Source organism: Methylocystis sp. B8 (genome assembly GCF_005771425.1).
GTDB lineage: Bacteria > Pseudomonadota > Alphaproteobacteria > Rhizobiales > Beijerinckiaceae > Methylocystis.
Window position 1 is genome coordinate 15109 of record NZ_VBTZ01000004.1, and the last position, 13576, is coordinate 28684.

The following is a 13576-nucleotide window of genomic DNA, read 5'->3' on the forward strand; positions in this document are numbered from 1 at the left end:
CCGCGACAAGCGCGGCCATGACGCGCGGTTAATCGTTCGGCGCGAGCATCTTCTCGGGCCGCACGATCGCGTCAAACTCGACTTCCGTCACCTTGCCGGAGGCGAGCGCCTCCTCCTTCAAGCTCGTGCCGTTCTTGTGCGCGGCGCGCGCAATCTTCGAGGCCGCGTCATAGCCGATCTTCGGGGCGAGCGCGGTGACGAGCATCAGCGATCGATCAAGGAAGCGCTTGATATTGGCCTCATCCGCCTCGATGCCGTCGACGCAGCGGGCGACGAAACTGTTGATTCCGTCGGCGAGCAATATGGTTGACTCGAGCAGCGCGAAGCCGACGACCGGCTTCAACACATTGAGCTCCAGATGGCCCTGCGAAGCTGCGAAGGTGATCGTCGCGTTATTGCCGAAGACGCGCGTGCACACCATCGTCAGCGACTCGACCTGAGTCGGATTGACTTTGCCCGGCATGATCGACGAGCCGGGCTCGTTCTCCGGGAGCTTTATTTCGGCAAAGCCGGCGCGCGGCCCGGAGCCGAGCAGGCGAATGTCGCTTGCGATCTTATAGAGACCCGCCGCCAGCGCGTTGAGCGCGCCATGCGCGAAAACGATCGCGTCGTGACTCGCGAGCGCCTCGAATTTGTTGGGCGCAGAGGCAAAAGGCAGTCCGGTCTGTTCGGCGATGTCGGCGGCGACTTCTTCGCCGAAACCTTTGAAGGTGTTGACGCCGGTGCCGACCGCCGTGCCGCCCTGAGCGAGTTGTAGAAGATCGCCAAGCGTCGTTCTGATGCGCTTCTCTGCGCATTCGGCCTGCGCCGCATAGCCGGAAAATTCCTGGCCGAGCGTTACGGGCGTCGCGTCCTGCAGATGGGTGCGGCCGATCTTGATGATATTGGCGAATTTCACCGCCTTGGCGTTAAGCGCGATGTGCAGCCGCTCGACGGCGGGAATGAGCCGACCGGAAATCGTCGTCGCGCCGGCGATGTGAATGGCGGTGGGAAAACTGTCGTTCGACGACTGACCTAGATTGACGTGATCGTTCGGATGAACCGGCGATTTCGACCCGCGCGGCGCGCCGAGCATTTCATTGGCGCGATTGGCGATGACCTCGTTGACGTTCATGTTGGTCTGGGTGCCGGATCCGGTCTGCCAGACGACGAGCGGAAAATGATCGTCGAGCTTGCCGTCGATCACCTCGCGCGCAGCGGCTGCAATCGCGTCGGCGATTTTAGGCTCTAGCAGGCCCTTTCTGGCGTTGACCTTGGCGGCCGCGAGCTTGATGCGGGCCAGCGCGTGAATAATCTCAATCGGCATGAGATCGCCGCCGATCGGAAAATTTTCGCGCGAACGTTCCGTCTGCGCGCCCCAATAGGCCCAGGCCGGCACGGCGATGTCGCCAAAGGAGTCGCGTTCAATTCTCTGATCTTCGGTCATCGGCTCGCTCGCATAGAAAGGCGCGCTTCCCTATGCGGCATTTCCGATGACCGTTCAATCGTGCGGGGCTTCAGTCCACTGCTCGGCGGATGACCATTCGCGCCGCTCCGCCGTCGGGGGCGCCGACATCAGTTCGGAGAGCCGATTGCGCGCGCGGTTCACCCGGCTCTTCATCGTGCCTGGCGCACAACCGCAGATTTCAGCGGCTTCCTCATAGGACAGGCCGGAAGCGGCGACGAGGATCAGCGCTTCGCGCTGATCGAGCGGCAGCTTCTGCATCGCCTCTCGAAAGTCGAGAAAGTCCATATGCGCGTGCTGGGATTCCGGCGCGACCAATCGTGCGGCGATCACGCCGTCGGGATCGGGCGCCTCACGTCGGCGCTTGCGATATTCGCTGTAGTAAATGTTGCGCAGAATTGTGAAGAGCCACGCGGTGAGATTGGTGCCTTCTGAAAAGGTCGCGAGACTCCCCCAGGCCTTCACCAGCGTTTCCTGAACGAGGTCGTCAGCGCGATCGGAATTGCCGCAGATCGACACTGCGAAAGCGCGCAAACTCGGGATAGCTGAGATCAACTCAGTCCTTAATCCCTGACCCGCGAAATGCGCTTCTTCGCTCGCCGTCACTCACTCTTCCTCGAGGCGCCTGATGTCGCCGACGAGGATAGCACATTTGTTTCGAGTTGGTTCAAGAGTTTCAGAAACCGATCGGGAACAGGTTGAGCCACGACGTCGTCGTAAAGGTTGCGGAGCTCCCTTCCGATCGCGTCTTGGAATTCCACCGACCGCTGGCGCTGTGCCGGCTTTGCGCCGCAGCGCGCCTCCCCCCCTCGGCGAGGATCGCCGAATTCGTCACGAGTCATCACCCATCCTGCAAACGTCTCCAGCCTGCGCGGGCCAGGTCTCGGAGAATACCGCCCGTCGCCCGCGAAAGCTTCGTCGTCTGCCTTCGCGCGTGCAACCATATTCTCCGGATTCTTTTTCCCCATGGAGCCCTCTATTTTAATATGCATGATTTCTGGAGCCGCCGCGTTATAGTGCGCCGCAAGGACGATAGGCAAAACGCACCGCTGAAGGATTGGTTCCCCAAAAAAGGCTGAGCAGTTTTGACGCATTGTCCAGGTTCTGAATCAGCTTAGCCCGCACTCGTCCCCTTCGGGGGCTCGATGCTGCTGGAGTTGTAAGACATGTCGGCATCAAAGGAAATTTCCGCGCATATTCCCTATTTGAGACGCTTTGCGCGCGCATTGGTCGGCGATCGGGAGGGGGGCGACGCCTATGTGCTGGCCACGCTTGAAACCGTCGTCGCGGAACCGGGGCGAATTTCCGACGCAGATGACCTGCGCGTCGCTGTTTACCGTCTGTTCCTGGACGTTTGGTCAGCGTCGCCGATCAATGCCCACATTGACCGTTCCGGTGCTCTGATCGAGACCGGCCGTCGCAATCTCGAGGCCATTTCGCTGAAGCCCCGAATAGCCTTTTTGCTGCAGGCGCTCGAAGGATTCGACCTCGATCAGATCGGACAGACGCTGAAAGTCTCGGAGCGAGAGGCTGGCGCTCTCATTGAGGCCGCCAATGGCGAAATCGCCGACCAGATCGCAACCGATGTGCTGATCATCGAGGACGAGCCGCTGATCGCTCATGACTTGAGAAGCATCGTCGAGGAGCTGGGACATCGGGTGGTCGGCATGCCCCGCACCCATGCCGAGGCGGTCGCCGCCATTCAGGAAAGCAATCCGGGGCTGATCCTCGCCGACATCCAGCTCGCGGACGGCAGCTCGGGGCTCGACGCCGTCAATGAAATCCTTAACTCTTTGTCTATCCCTGTGATTTTCGTCACTGCCTACCCGGAGCGGTTTTTGACCGGCGAACCGCCGGAACCCGCCTTTCTTATCGCAAAGCCCTTCAATGTTGAGAGCCTCAAGGCCGTCATCAGCCAGGCGCTGTTTTTCGATCGACGCGCCGGACGACGCGAAAGAACAGAGCCGCGGATCGGTATGTAATTACTAATTCTCTTGCAATTAGTTTGATTTAGCCGTCTCTTACAAAATCGCAGCGTCCAAGAAACATTGGCCCCCGAGGGGAGTTATAGCCGTAGGCGCTGGGGGAATTGAGAGGCGGCCCATGGAGGAGATGAAGAAATCCAGTCGCGGCTTCGCGTCTATGGATCCCGAAAAGCAGCGCGCGATTGCGCGTAAAGGCGGCCAGAGCGTTCCTGACGAAAAACGCAGTTTTTCGCAAAATCCGGATCTTGCGGCCCGCGCAGGGCGTAAGGGCGGTCAGAGCGTCAATCCGGCTAAGCGGAGCTTCTCGCGCGACCATGCGCTGGCTTCGGAGGCCGGCCGCAAGGGCGGACATGCCTCGCATGGAGGCGGCGCCCAAAAACGTAGCGCGCCGCTCTAAGAGCGGCGCGACCGTTACGCCGCAAAGGGTTTTGAGCGCTGCGCGATGAGCGAATAGAGCGCATCATCGTCGCGCGTGGCGCGCATCGTTGCCACCAGACCCGGATCCCTCAGCATTCTGGCTGCGCAGGCGAGCGCCTTAAGGTGATCCGCCCCTGAACTTTCGGGCGTCAGAATCGTAAAGACGAGATCGACCGGCGCGCCGTCGAGCGAACCGAAATCGACAGGCCGGTCCAACCGTCCGAAGACACCGCAAATTCCCTTCAATTTCGAAAGCTTGCCATGCGGGATGGCGATGCCGTCGCCGATGCCGGTCGAACCCAGCCGCTCGCGGTGGAGAAGCGAATCGAAGATTTCGCGGGCGGGGAGCCCGCAAATCTTCGATGCCCTGTCGCTGAGTTCCTGCAAGAGCTGCTTCTTCGTCGTAGCCTTTAGTGAGGCGCAGACCGAATCCGGCGAAACCAAGTCCGTTGGTCGCATGCGACGATCATCCTGCTTCTCATGGAGGTCTAGGGTCGACGAAGACTCCGACCATCCTTGAAATTTCAACGTCTCGCTATTTCCGCCAGAACCCGAAGGGACATGGGAAAATGGCAAGATACATGCCGAGACGGCCGTCATTATGGCCGTCCTACGACGTTTTTTACGCAAGCGCGCTTCTTTTCGTCAGCGCGCGTCGCTCTCCGACTCGGGAGTGTCAATCCAGCCGATATTCTCGTCTCCTCGCCGATAGACGACGTTCACGCGACCGGTGTTGGCGTGCCGGAACACCACGACGGGCGCGCCGGTCAGATCGAGATCGAGAACCGCCGCGGAAACCGAAAGTCGGCGCAGTTTGGTGGTCGATTCTGCGATGATCGCGGGGCTGAACTCCGCAGGGGCCTCGATCTCCTGATCGGGCGCCTCGAGGACGTGATAGGCGACGACCTCCGCTTGAGCGCCATCGCCTGAGCCTTGGCCATGTTCGTGGTGGCTCCTGAGCCGGCTCTTATAGCGGCGGAGACGCTTTTCGAGTCGGTCCGCCGCTTGTTCGAAACAGGCGTAAGGCTCCTGAGCGCGGCCGTCGGCCTGCAACACAATGCCCGAGGCGAGATGCAGGCTGCAGTCGGCCCGATAACCAGAGCCCTCCGGAGAAATGGTCACGTGACCGTTGACGTGGCCGTCGAAATATTTTGCGGCCGCCGCCTCAAGTCTCTGCGTCACATGGGCGCGAAGAGATTCGCCGATGTTGAGATTTTTGCCGGAGACCCTGAGAGACATTTTTCGATCCGAACTTTTGTTGGGCGAGAGACGTTCTTGCCGCACGGAAGAGACGGCCGCGACCGCCGCGAGCCGTCCGACCAACCGCATCATGCGCCTTATCCGCCTGGAACTCCGCCCGAGGCTTCGGCGAACCGCCGACTGTCTAGCCAATGAGCCGAAATTCCGCGCAGCGTTAGAAGCCTCGGCGCCCGAAGTCAATGGATTCTTCAGCAATGGCAAGGCTTCTCGCCGATGTGAACAATCACGGACAATTAATGGGTTGCCGCACGCGCTTGCGTAAGCTTGGCGCGGCGTCGATCGACTGACGACGGAATGCGCAGACTGTCGCGATATTTGGCGACCGTGCGCCGAGCGATGTCGATGTCGTTCGCCTTTAGCCGCGCGACGATGGCGTCGTCCGACAGAATATCGTCGGGCGTCTCGCGATCGATCATCTGCTTGATTCGGAAACGCACGGCTTCGGCCGAATGCGCCGCTCCGCCACTCGTCGTCGCGATCGAAGCGGAGAAGAAATATTTGAGTTCGAAGACGCCGCGCGGGGTCATCATGTATTTGTTCGAAGTCACCCGCGACACCGTCGACTCATGCATGCCGATGGCGTCTGCGACCGTGCGCAGGTTCAACGGACGCAGATGTTCCACGCCATGCGTCAGGAAGGCGTCCTGCAACCGCACGATTTCCGACGCGACCCGCAAAATCGTGCGGGCCCGCTGCTCGAGGCTCTTAGTCAACCAGTTCGCGTTCTGCAGACAATTCGAGATGAAGCTTTTATCAGCGGGGCCTGCGGCGGCGGCGCTGACCTGCGCCGCATAGCTATGGTTGACCAGCACACGCGGCAGCGCGTCGGCGTTGAGCTCGACGCGCCAGCCGCCGTCCGCTGCGGGGCGCACGATCACGTCGGCGACGAGCGGTTGAATCGGCGCGCCGCCGAAAGCGCGGCCGGGCTTGGGCTCCAGCCGGCGCAACTCACCCGCCATATCGGCGATGTCTTCTTCATCGACGCGGCAAAGCTTGGCGAGTTGCGCAAAATCGCGGCGCGCAACGAGCGGGAGATTGGCGACGAACGCCTGCATCGCCGGATCATAACGATCGCGCTCCTTAAGCTGGATCGCGAGACATTCGGCGAGATCGCGCGCGCCGACGCCAGAAGGATCGAAGGTCTGGATCGTCGCAAGAATCTGCTCCGCCTCGGCCATGTCGGCTTCAAGACGCGCGGCGATCTCAGCAAGGTTCTCGCGCAGATAGCCGCTCTCGTCGATCCCGTCGATGATCGCCTGGCCGATGATCCGATGACGGAGATCGGGGCAAGCGAGCGCCAACTGTTGTGCGAGATGCTCGTGAAGATTGGGCTGCTCGGCGACATAGGCTTCGAGATTAGGAGCCTCGCCGTCGGACGGTCCGCCGCCGGCGGCGCCGGTCCAGGACGTCGCGGAAAGTCCGGCGCCGTCAGGAGCCTCGTCCCGCGAGCGCTCACCGATGGTCGGTCCTTCGGCTTCGAAGGCGTTGCTCATGTCGGCGCCGAGATCAGCCGAAAGCGTCGCCGAGTCGACGGCGAGATCTTGCCGCGCCCAGTCGCCTTCCTGCGGCCCTTCGAAAGCGTCGGCGGCGCTCGACTGGGCGTCCTGGGCGTGGTCAACGGTCTCAACAGGACTGTCGCCGTCCTGAGCTTCGAGCAGCGGATTGCGCTCGAGCTCGTCATGCAAATAAGCGGAGAGCTCCAAATTCGAGAATTGCAGCAGCTTGATCGCCTGGAGCAGCTGCGGGGTCATCACCAGGGCCTGGCCCTGACGCATCATCAATTTGGTGGAAATCGCCATTTCGCCCGACCCACTCGAACGCCAACCGCCTCTCTGCGGCCCGTTTTTTGCTTATAGCATTTCGAGGAAGAGTGCGCAGGGCCAAAAAAACAGCGCCGAGCCGAGCAAAACGCCCAATCATTCATCATTGATACAGACGGCGCGCCGCGCGTGAAACTACCGAAAACTGCGCCATACGGGCGCTACATGCGGAAATCTTCGCCCAGATAAATGCGCCGCACATCCGGATTGGCGACGATTTCCTCAGGCGCGCCTTCGGTCAGCACATGGCCGTTGTAGATGATGTAAGCCCGGTCGGTGAGACCTAGCGTTTCGCGAACGCTGTGGTCGGTGATGAGCACGCCGATCCCGCGCGCTTTCAAGTGCCGCACGAGATCCTGAATGCCGCCGACGGCAATCGGATCGATGCCGGCGAAAGGCTCGTCGAGCAGCATGAAGGAGGGATGGCCGGCGAGCGCCCGGGCGATTTCGCAGCGCCGTCTTTCGCCGCCTGAAAGCGCCACGGCGGGCGTATGGCGCAGGCCGGTGAGGCGGAATTCTTCGAGAAGGGCGTCGAGCTCTTCTTCGCGCTTTTTGGCGTCCGGCTGAGTGATCTCGAGGACGGCGCGGATATTATCTTCCACCGACAAGCCCCGGAATACCGACGCTTCCTGGGGCAGATAGCCGATTCCGAGCCGGGCGCGGCGATACATGGGCAGCGGCGTCACATCATAGCCGTCGAGCGAAATGACGCCCCTATCAGGCTTCACCAGCCCGGTGATCATATAAAAAACGGTGGTTTTGCCGGCGCCGTTCGGACCGAGGAGTCCGACCGCTTCGCCGCGCGCGACATGCAGACTCACGTCTTCCACGACGCGGCGGGATTTGTAGGACTTCGCGAGATTATGGACCGAGAGCAGGCCCTCGCCGTCGAATCCGGCTGGCTCGTGGTAGGCCGAGCGCGGCTCAAATGCGGCCTGCTGATCCGCGCTGGGAGTTGGTCCCCAAAAGGCCTTGTCCCGCGCTTCTTCGTCAGCGTCGGCGCCTAAATTTTCAGCGTCGGCGTCGATCCACTGGCCTTCGAAGATTTCGTCGGGCTTGCGGGACCGCCTGACGCCTTCTGCGAGCCGCGCCAGCGACTGGCCGGCGGCGCGAAAACGCATCGAAAGGGCGGAAAGATAGCTCAAGCGCGCCTTATCCGTCGCTCTAGGCATCCAGGGTTTGGAAGCGACGCTCTATCCCATAAGCGCCGCTTCGGAAATATCGTGGCGGCGCCGCACTATCGCAATTAGGCCCAAGGGCGCTTTGTTGCGGCCTGCTTTTCATAGTCATCAATCTTGTCGGCCTTTTGGAGCGTCAGCCCAATGTCGTCGAGACCATTCAGCAGGCAATGCTTGCGAAACGGATCGATGTCGAACTTGATGACGCCGCCGTCGGGCCCGCGAATTTCCTGCACCCCAAGATCGATGGTCAGCGTAGCGTTCGCGCCGCGCTGGGCGTCGTCCATCAGTCTGTCGAGCTCGGCCTCGCCGACCGTGATCGGCAAAATCCCGTTCTTGAAGCAATTGTTATAGAAAATATCGGCGAAGCTCGTCGAAATGATGCAACGGACCCCAAAATCGAGCAACGCCCAAGGCGCATGTTCGCGCGACGAGCCGCAGCCGAAATTATCGCCGGCGACGAGAATGCTGGCTTGGCGGTAGGCGGGCTGGTTCAGCACGAAATCGGGGTTCTCCGAGCCGTCCTCGCGATAGCGCATCTCCGAAAAGAGACCCTTGCCGAGGCCAGTGCGCTGGATGGTCTTAAGATACTGCTTCGGGATGATCATGTCCGTATCGACGTTCATGATCGGCAGCGGCGCGGCGACGCCAGTCAGCGTGGTGAATTTTTCCATTTTCCTCAGGCCTGGGACGACACTGCCCCAGGCCCATGTAGCAAATCGGCCGGTCGGTCGCAAAGCGTCGAGACCCGCTCGCGCGCTCCGGGCCGGCCCAACCGCTCGTGGATTGGCGCCCGCTCTCGCGCGGGCGCGCGGCCTTCTGCTAACATGTCAGAACTCCGCGCCAAGTTGCTCGTGAAATGCTGCAGCATCTGATTCCGCAAAATTACAATTGGCCCGTCGAAGCGGTCGGCTATCTCGCCGCCGCGGCGAGCGTGTTCGTCTATGTGTCGAACACCATGATCCCCTTGCGCATCGCGGCGATCCTCGCCAATGCGCTGTTCGCCTTCTATTTCTTTCTCAAGGGACTCTATCCGCTCTTCGCGCTCAACGCCTTTCTGGTGCCGGTCAATGTGCTGCGGCTGCGGCAGATGCAGCGCCTCGTTGAGGACATTCGCGCCGCCGCCTCCGAGGATTTCGATTTCGAATGGCTGCGCCCCTATATGAAGCCGCTCAAACTTTCCGAAGGCTTCGTACTGCATCGCAAGGGCGATCTGTCGGAGGAAGCCTATCTTTTGGTGCGCGGCGACATCTATCTGCGCGAGCCGGACGTAACGCTGAAGCCCGGCGCGCTCTTTGGCGAGATGGGCATGTTCACCAATGAGAACCGCCGCACCGCGACGGCGGTAGCCGCGACCGACGTCGAACTGCTCTGCGTGCGCTATGACGACCTCCTACAGCTCGCGGCGCAGACCCCGCAATTCGGCTTTTACCTGATGCGGCTCATGGTTCGGCGCATGCAGCACAATGTCGAGTTGGCGCGCGCAGGCAAAGGATGAGCGCGCCGCCTTGCGACATGCCTTGAGCGTCATGCCCGCGCTTGTCCCTTGGCGCGTCATGCCCGCGCTTGTCGCGGGCATCCACGCGGACGTATCGGCTGCAGTTGAAAGACTGTAATACGATCCGCTGAATAGGGATCGCGCAGCATCATGGCGTGGATGGCCGATCCAAGTCCGGCCATGACGGGCTGGCGTTTGCTGACGCGCAGACGGAGAAACGAATGTCACAAAAAATCTACCCCGTCCCGGACGACTGGAAAAAAAACGCGCGCATCGACGGGGAAAGCTATCGCAAGCTCTATGAGCGCTCGCTGAAAGACCCAGACGGCTTCTGGACCGAACAGGCGCAGCGCATCGATTGGATCACGCCCTTTTCAAAGGTGAAGCGTACAAGCTTCGATACGCATAATGTTGCGATACGCTGGTTCGAAGATGGCACCACCAATGTCGCGATGAATTGCGTCGACCGGCATTTGCCGGAGCGCGCCAACAAGACCGCGATCATCTGGGAAGGCGACGATCCTTCCGTCTCGCGCCACATCACTTACGCCGAGCTGCATGAAGAAGTCTGCCGCTTCGCCAATGTGCTCAAGAAGCATGGCGTCAAGAAGGGTGACCGCGTCACCATCTATCTGCCGATGATTCCCGAAGCCGCCTTCGCGATGCTCGCCTGCGCCCGCATCGGCGCGATTCATTCGGTGGTCTTTGGCGGCTTCTCGCCGGATTCGCTCGCCGGACGCATTGCGGACGCAGAGTCAAACGTCATCATCACCGCTGACGAAGGCCTGCGCGGCGGCAAGAAAATTCCGCTCAAGGCCAATGTCGACGCCGCGCTCGACAAGGTTTCCGTCAAAACTGTCATCGTCGTGACGCGCACCGGCGCCGAGATCGACATGCAGCCCGGCCGCGACTTCCGCTACGAGGAAGAAGCCGCGCGCGTACATGCCGATTGTCCCTATGCGGAGATGGACGCGGAAGATCCGCTGTTCATTCTCTACACGTCAGGTTCGACCGGCAAGCCGAAGGGCGCGCTGCATACGACCGGCGGCTATCTCGTCTACGCCTCGCTCACCCATGAACTCGTCTTCGACTATCGCGAAGGCGACGTCTATTGGTGCACGGCCGACGTCGGCTGGGTGACAGGCCACAGCTATATTCTCTACGGCCCGCTCGCCAACGGCGCGACGACGCTGATGTTCGAAGGCGTGCCGAATTATCCGAGCGTGTCGCGCTTCTGGGAGATCGTCGATAAACACAAGGTCGATATTTTCTACACGGCGCCGACCGCCATCCGCGCGCTGATGGCCGCGGGCGAAGCGCCCGTCAAAAAGACGAGCCGCAAGTCGCTACGCTTGCTCGGCTCCGTCGGCGAGCCGATCAATCCCGAAGCATGGGAATGGTATCACCGAATCGTCGGCGAAGGCCGCTGCCCGATCGTCGACACATGGTGGCAGACGGAAACCGGCGGCGTGCTGATCTCGCCTCTGCCCGGCGCGATTGATCTGAAGCCGGGCTCGGCGACGCGGCCCTTCTTTGGCGTCGCGCCCGAGATCGTCGATCCGCTCGGCAATGTTCTTGAAGGCCAATGCGAGGGCCTGCTCGTCATCGCCGATTCATGGCCGGGACAGATGCGCACCGTCTATGGCGATCATGAACGTTTCGCGCAGACCTATTTCTCTGCCTTCCCCGGCAAATATTTCACCGGCGACGGCGCCAAGCGCGATTCCGACGGCTACTACTGGATCACCGGCCGCGTCGATGACGTGATCAATGTCTCGGGCCACCGCCTCGGCACGGCGGAAGTCGAGAGCGCGCTCGTCGCGCATGAGAAGGTTTCCGAAGCGGCCGTCGTCGGCTATCCGCACGACATCAAGGGACAGGGCATCTACGCCTTCGTGACGCTCAATCAGGGCGTGGCGCCGAGCGAACATCTGCGCAAGGAGCTGGTGCATTGGGTGCGCCATGAGATCGGGCCGATCGCGACGCCCGACATCGTGCAATTCGCGCCGGGACTGCCGAAGACGCGCTCCGGCAAGATCATGCGGCGCATTTTGCGCAAGATCGCCGAAGGAGAATTCGGCGCGCTGGGCGACACGTCGACGCTCGCCGACCCGGGCGTGGTGGAGGAGTTGGTGAAGAACAGACCGCCCTTGTAAGGCCTAACTCAAATACAGCAGCACTCCTTTTTTGGTCCTAGTCGCGACTCATTCGAGCAGATCTAGTCAATTTTCATGCCGCCGCAGGGGCCGGCGGCGTCGGTGTCGGAATGACAATATCCTCCAGCATGTCATTGGCTCCAATCTCCAGAGCGCGTTCAAGCAGGGCGTTGAAGTTCGCCTCCACCAGACCCGGCGTTTTATGTGCATGATGCCAACGAATCACCCAATGAGGATTCCAAATTAGGATGTGACTAATCGGACCTGCCGTTCCTGGTTTGATGTCGATGAAGGCGAGCTGGCGAAGTATCTGCATTCGGCCGCCCCACGTGTAAGCAGCACGCTGTCCGGTAAAACCTGCCGCATGGGCCATCTCCGGAGGCTTGGCGATGTTCACCATCGAATTATCCCAGGTGGAACACCAAAGTCCGAGATAAGTCGATGAAACCGGCTTGCCGTTGCTCAAGTCGTCCATGATTTGCAACACGAGGGGCATCGTCTTCGGGATGGTAGCGAAGCCTTTGTTGGCCTTTCGGTGCCAAAGCCAAGGCTCCGCGCCCGGCCGTAAAAGCTCTCTTTGAACTAGTTGCTTCTTAACGATGGCGTTGCCGTTACGCTGTGTGCTCATTAGACCCTCCGCGTTAAAAGAGTCGCTTCCTCGGATCAGGGTAGCTCGATAAGTCCGGAGCGGGGCCGGGTTTGGACCCCGACCCCTTTCGACTACTGAAGCGAGTTTGGACCTCGCCGACGACGACGATTCCGACTCTATTTTTAAAATGCTTTGATTTCAATGATTTAGATATTTACTCGCGTCATCTTAGTTGCAATATTTTGCAATTCATTCTCTCTAGTTTTCAATATTTTTTGTAACTCACATAAGTGAGTTTCTTAAACGCTGACGCACCACTTACGCTTTCTTCTGATATTTCAATTAACTAGATGCCCGCGCGCTGTCCTCATAGTGCTGATAGTCCTAAAACGTGCTGACAAGTGCTCGCCGTCCTCACCGGGAAAGTCCGAAAGGGGACGAGTGTTCCCCGGCTGGCAGAGGCACCTGCCCTTCAAGGCAACAGACGCGTTACTTCTTGTCGAAGAGCGCGAGCGCTTCCGGCGCGAGCACGCCGCCGGTGATCTCGACCGTCAGAAAGGGCGTGGCTTCGGCCACAGCGCGGCTCGTGATCATGATCTGGCCGAGCCGTTTCGATAATTGCGCGATCGAAGCGGCGTAGACGACGCGCCCGATTCCGCACCAGACGATCGCGCCCATGCACATCGGGCAGGGCTCGCCCGACGTATAAAGCGTCGCGCCTTTAAGCTCCTTCGCCGGATTGTCGGCGACGAAGCGGCGGATCGCCACCATCTCGCCATGCGCCGTCGGATCATTGTTCGTCACGCCGAGATTGCGCCCCGTCGCGACGACATTGCCCTCGCGCACGATCACTGCGCCGAAGGGAAAATCGCCTTTCGCGGCTTCCGCAATCGCGAGCCGCATGAAGCCCTCATCCTCCGGTCGGACCGGCGAGCGTTTCGCCTTGGCGTGCGCGGGCGAAGCGCCAATCGCAGCCGCGAGACCAACGCCCATTGTCGCCAGAGCGGAGCGCCGGTTGAAGCGACCGCCGCCGCAATCGCATGTCTTATGGCTCATTTCTCGCCCCAGCCCGTCGAACGTCCTTGCGCCAACTTGACATGGCGAACCGCACAATGCCACTCGCGGCGCTTCGGAAGCTGGCGGGCGACTTAAGCCCTCATGCTGAGGAGCCTGCGAAGCAGGCGTCTCGAAGCACGAGGGCGCGACGAGATCAGTTTCCTCGTCCTTCG

General features: G+C 60.7%; 14 protein-coding genes. 4 read left to right on the forward strand and 10 right to left on the reverse strand.

Annotated features, from left to right (window positions below; all coding sequences use genetic code 11):
• Nucleotides 1–28: 28 nt before the first annotated feature.
• The 3 genes from fumC to FEV16_RS17515 are packed head-to-tail and all read right to left on the reverse strand — an operon-like array spanning nt 29 to nt 2538.
• On the reverse strand, nt 29–1426 hold the full coding sequence (gene fumC / locus FEV16_RS08745; RefSeq protein ID WP_138167250.1) for a class II fumarate hydratase: 1398 nt from the start codon (nt 1424–1426) through the stop codon (nt 29–31).
• 54 nt (nt 1427–1480) lie between these two features.
• Entirely contained in the window at nt 1481–2050 is a 570-nt protein-coding gene (locus tag FEV16_RS08750) for a sigma-70 family RNA polymerase sigma factor (RefSeq protein WP_138167251.1), read from the reverse strand.
• A complete protein-coding gene (locus tag FEV16_RS17515) occupies nt 2047–2538 on the reverse strand; it encodes a NepR family anti-sigma factor (protein ID WP_348639977.1) in 492 nt (163 codons plus the stop codon). Before FEV16_RS17515 ends, FEV16_RS08750 begins: the two co-directional genes overlap by 4 nt.
• Nucleotides 2539–2610: 72 nt before the next feature.
• On the opposite strand from FEV16_RS17515, the gene FEV16_RS08760 reads away from it, so the two are divergent.
• On the forward strand, nt 2611–3426 hold the full coding sequence (locus FEV16_RS08760) for a response regulator (protein ID WP_138167252.1): 816 nt from the start codon (nt 2611–2613) through the stop codon (nt 3424–3426).
• A 121-nt stretch (nt 3427–3547) separates the two neighbouring features.
• Nucleotides 3548–3826: a general stress protein gene (locus tag FEV16_RS08765; protein WP_138167253.1), complete on the forward strand. Its 279-nt coding sequence runs from the start codon at nt 3548–3550 to the stop codon at nt 3824–3826.
• A 14-nt stretch (nt 3827–3840) separates the two neighbouring features.
• Here FEV16_RS08765 and FEV16_RS08770 read toward each other — a convergent pair whose 3' ends face one another.
• From FEV16_RS08770 to leuD, 5 genes are all read right to left on the reverse strand, one after another.
• The gene (locus FEV16_RS08770; RefSeq protein ID WP_138167254.1) at nt 3841–4305 is read right to left on the reverse strand and encodes a PTS sugar transporter subunit IIA; all 465 of its coding nucleotides are present in this window, start codon (nt 4303–4305) and stop codon (nt 3841–3843) included.
• 186 nt (nt 4306–4491) lie between these two features.
• Complete coding sequence (raiA, locus tag FEV16_RS08775; RefSeq protein ID WP_138167255.1) at nt 4492–5085, reverse strand: ribosome-associated translation inhibitor RaiA; 594 nt, start codon at nt 5083–5085, stop codon at nt 4492–4494.
• Between the two features lie 254 nt (nt 5086–5339).
• Nucleotides 5340–6905, reverse strand: coding sequence for an RNA polymerase factor sigma-54 (rpoN, locus tag FEV16_RS08780; protein WP_138167256.1), 1566 nt, complete (start codon nt 6903–6905; stop codon nt 5340–5342).
• A 182-nt stretch (nt 6906–7087) separates the two neighbouring features.
• A complete protein-coding gene (gene lptB, locus FEV16_RS08785; RefSeq protein ID WP_138167257.1) occupies nt 7088–8071 on the reverse strand; it encodes an LPS export ABC transporter ATP-binding protein in 984 nt (327 codons plus the stop codon).
• 101 nt (nt 8072–8172) lie between these two features.
• A complete protein-coding gene (gene leuD, locus FEV16_RS08790; RefSeq protein WP_138167258.1) occupies nt 8173–8778 on the reverse strand; it encodes a 3-isopropylmalate dehydratase small subunit in 606 nt (201 codons plus the stop codon).
• A 185-nt stretch (nt 8779–8963) separates the two neighbouring features.
• Between leuD and FEV16_RS08795 the strand changes: the two genes are divergently transcribed.
• Complete coding sequence (locus FEV16_RS08795) at nt 8964–9602, forward strand: cyclic nucleotide-binding domain-containing protein (protein ID WP_138167259.1); 639 nt, start codon at nt 8964–8966, stop codon at nt 9600–9602.
• 221 nt (nt 9603–9823) lie between these two features.
• Nucleotides 9824–11758: an acetate--CoA ligase gene (gene acs, locus FEV16_RS08800; RefSeq protein ID WP_138167260.1), complete on the forward strand. Its 1935-nt coding sequence runs from the start codon at nt 9824–9826 to the stop codon at nt 11756–11758.
• A 73-nt stretch (nt 11759–11831) separates the two neighbouring features.
• Here acs and FEV16_RS08805 read toward each other — a convergent pair whose 3' ends face one another.
• Together FEV16_RS08805 and FEV16_RS08810 are read right to left on the reverse strand one after the other, a co-directional pair.
• Complete coding sequence (locus FEV16_RS08805; RefSeq protein WP_138167261.1) at nt 11832–12386, reverse strand: hypothetical protein; 555 nt, start codon at nt 12384–12386, stop codon at nt 11832–11834.
• 450 nt (nt 12387–12836) lie between these two features.
• The gene (locus FEV16_RS08810; RefSeq protein WP_246657241.1) at nt 12837–13403 is read right to left on the reverse strand and encodes a nucleoside deaminase; all 567 of its coding nucleotides are present in this window, start codon (nt 13401–13403) and stop codon (nt 12837–12839) included.
• Nucleotides 13404–13576: the final 173 nt, after the last annotated feature.

Excerpts from the sequence above, each read along its gene's own strand:
- fumC (WP_138167250.1), bottom strand. The coding sequence starts at position 1,426 with ATGACCGAAGATCAGAGAATTGAACGCGACTCCTTTGGCGACATCGCC.
- FEV16_RS17515 (WP_348639977.1), bottom strand. The coding sequence starts at position 2,538 with ATGCGTCAAAACTGCTCAGCCTTTTTTGGGGAACCAATCCTTCAGCGG.
- FEV16_RS08760 (WP_138167252.1), top strand. The coding sequence starts at position 2,611 with ATGTCGGCATCAAAGGAAATTTCCGCGCATATTCCCTATTTGAGACGC.
- FEV16_RS08765 (WP_138167253.1), top strand. The coding sequence starts at position 3,548 with ATGGAGGAGATGAAGAAATCCAGTCGCGGCTTCGCGTCTATGGATCCC.
- FEV16_RS08770 (WP_138167254.1), bottom strand. The coding sequence starts at position 4,305 with ATGCGACCAACGGACTTGGTTTCGCCGGATTCGGTCTGCGCCTCACTA.
- raiA (WP_138167255.1), bottom strand. The coding sequence starts at position 5,085 with ATGTCTCTCAGGGTCTCCGGCAAAAATCTCAACATCGGCGAATCTCTT.
- rpoN (WP_138167256.1), bottom strand. The coding sequence starts at position 6,905 with ATGGCGATTTCCACCAAATTGATGATGCGTCAGGGCCAGGCCCTGGTG.
- leuD (WP_138167258.1), bottom strand. The coding sequence starts at position 8,778 with ATGGAAAAATTCACCACGCTGACTGGCGTCGCCGCGCCGCTGCCGATC.
- FEV16_RS08795 (WP_138167259.1), top strand. The coding sequence starts at position 8,964 with ATGCTGCAGCATCTGATTCCGCAAAATTACAATTGGCCCGTCGAAGCG.
- acs (WP_138167260.1), top strand. The coding sequence starts at position 9,824 with ATGTCACAAAAAATCTACCCCGTCCCGGACGACTGGAAAAAAAACGCG.
- FEV16_RS08805 (WP_138167261.1), bottom strand. The coding sequence starts at position 12,386 with ATGAGCACACAGCGTAACGGCAACGCCATCGTTAAGAAGCAACTAGTT.
- FEV16_RS08810 (WP_246657241.1), bottom strand. The coding sequence starts at position 13,403 with ATGAGCCATAAGACATGCGATTGCGGCGGCGGTCGCTTCAACCGGCGC.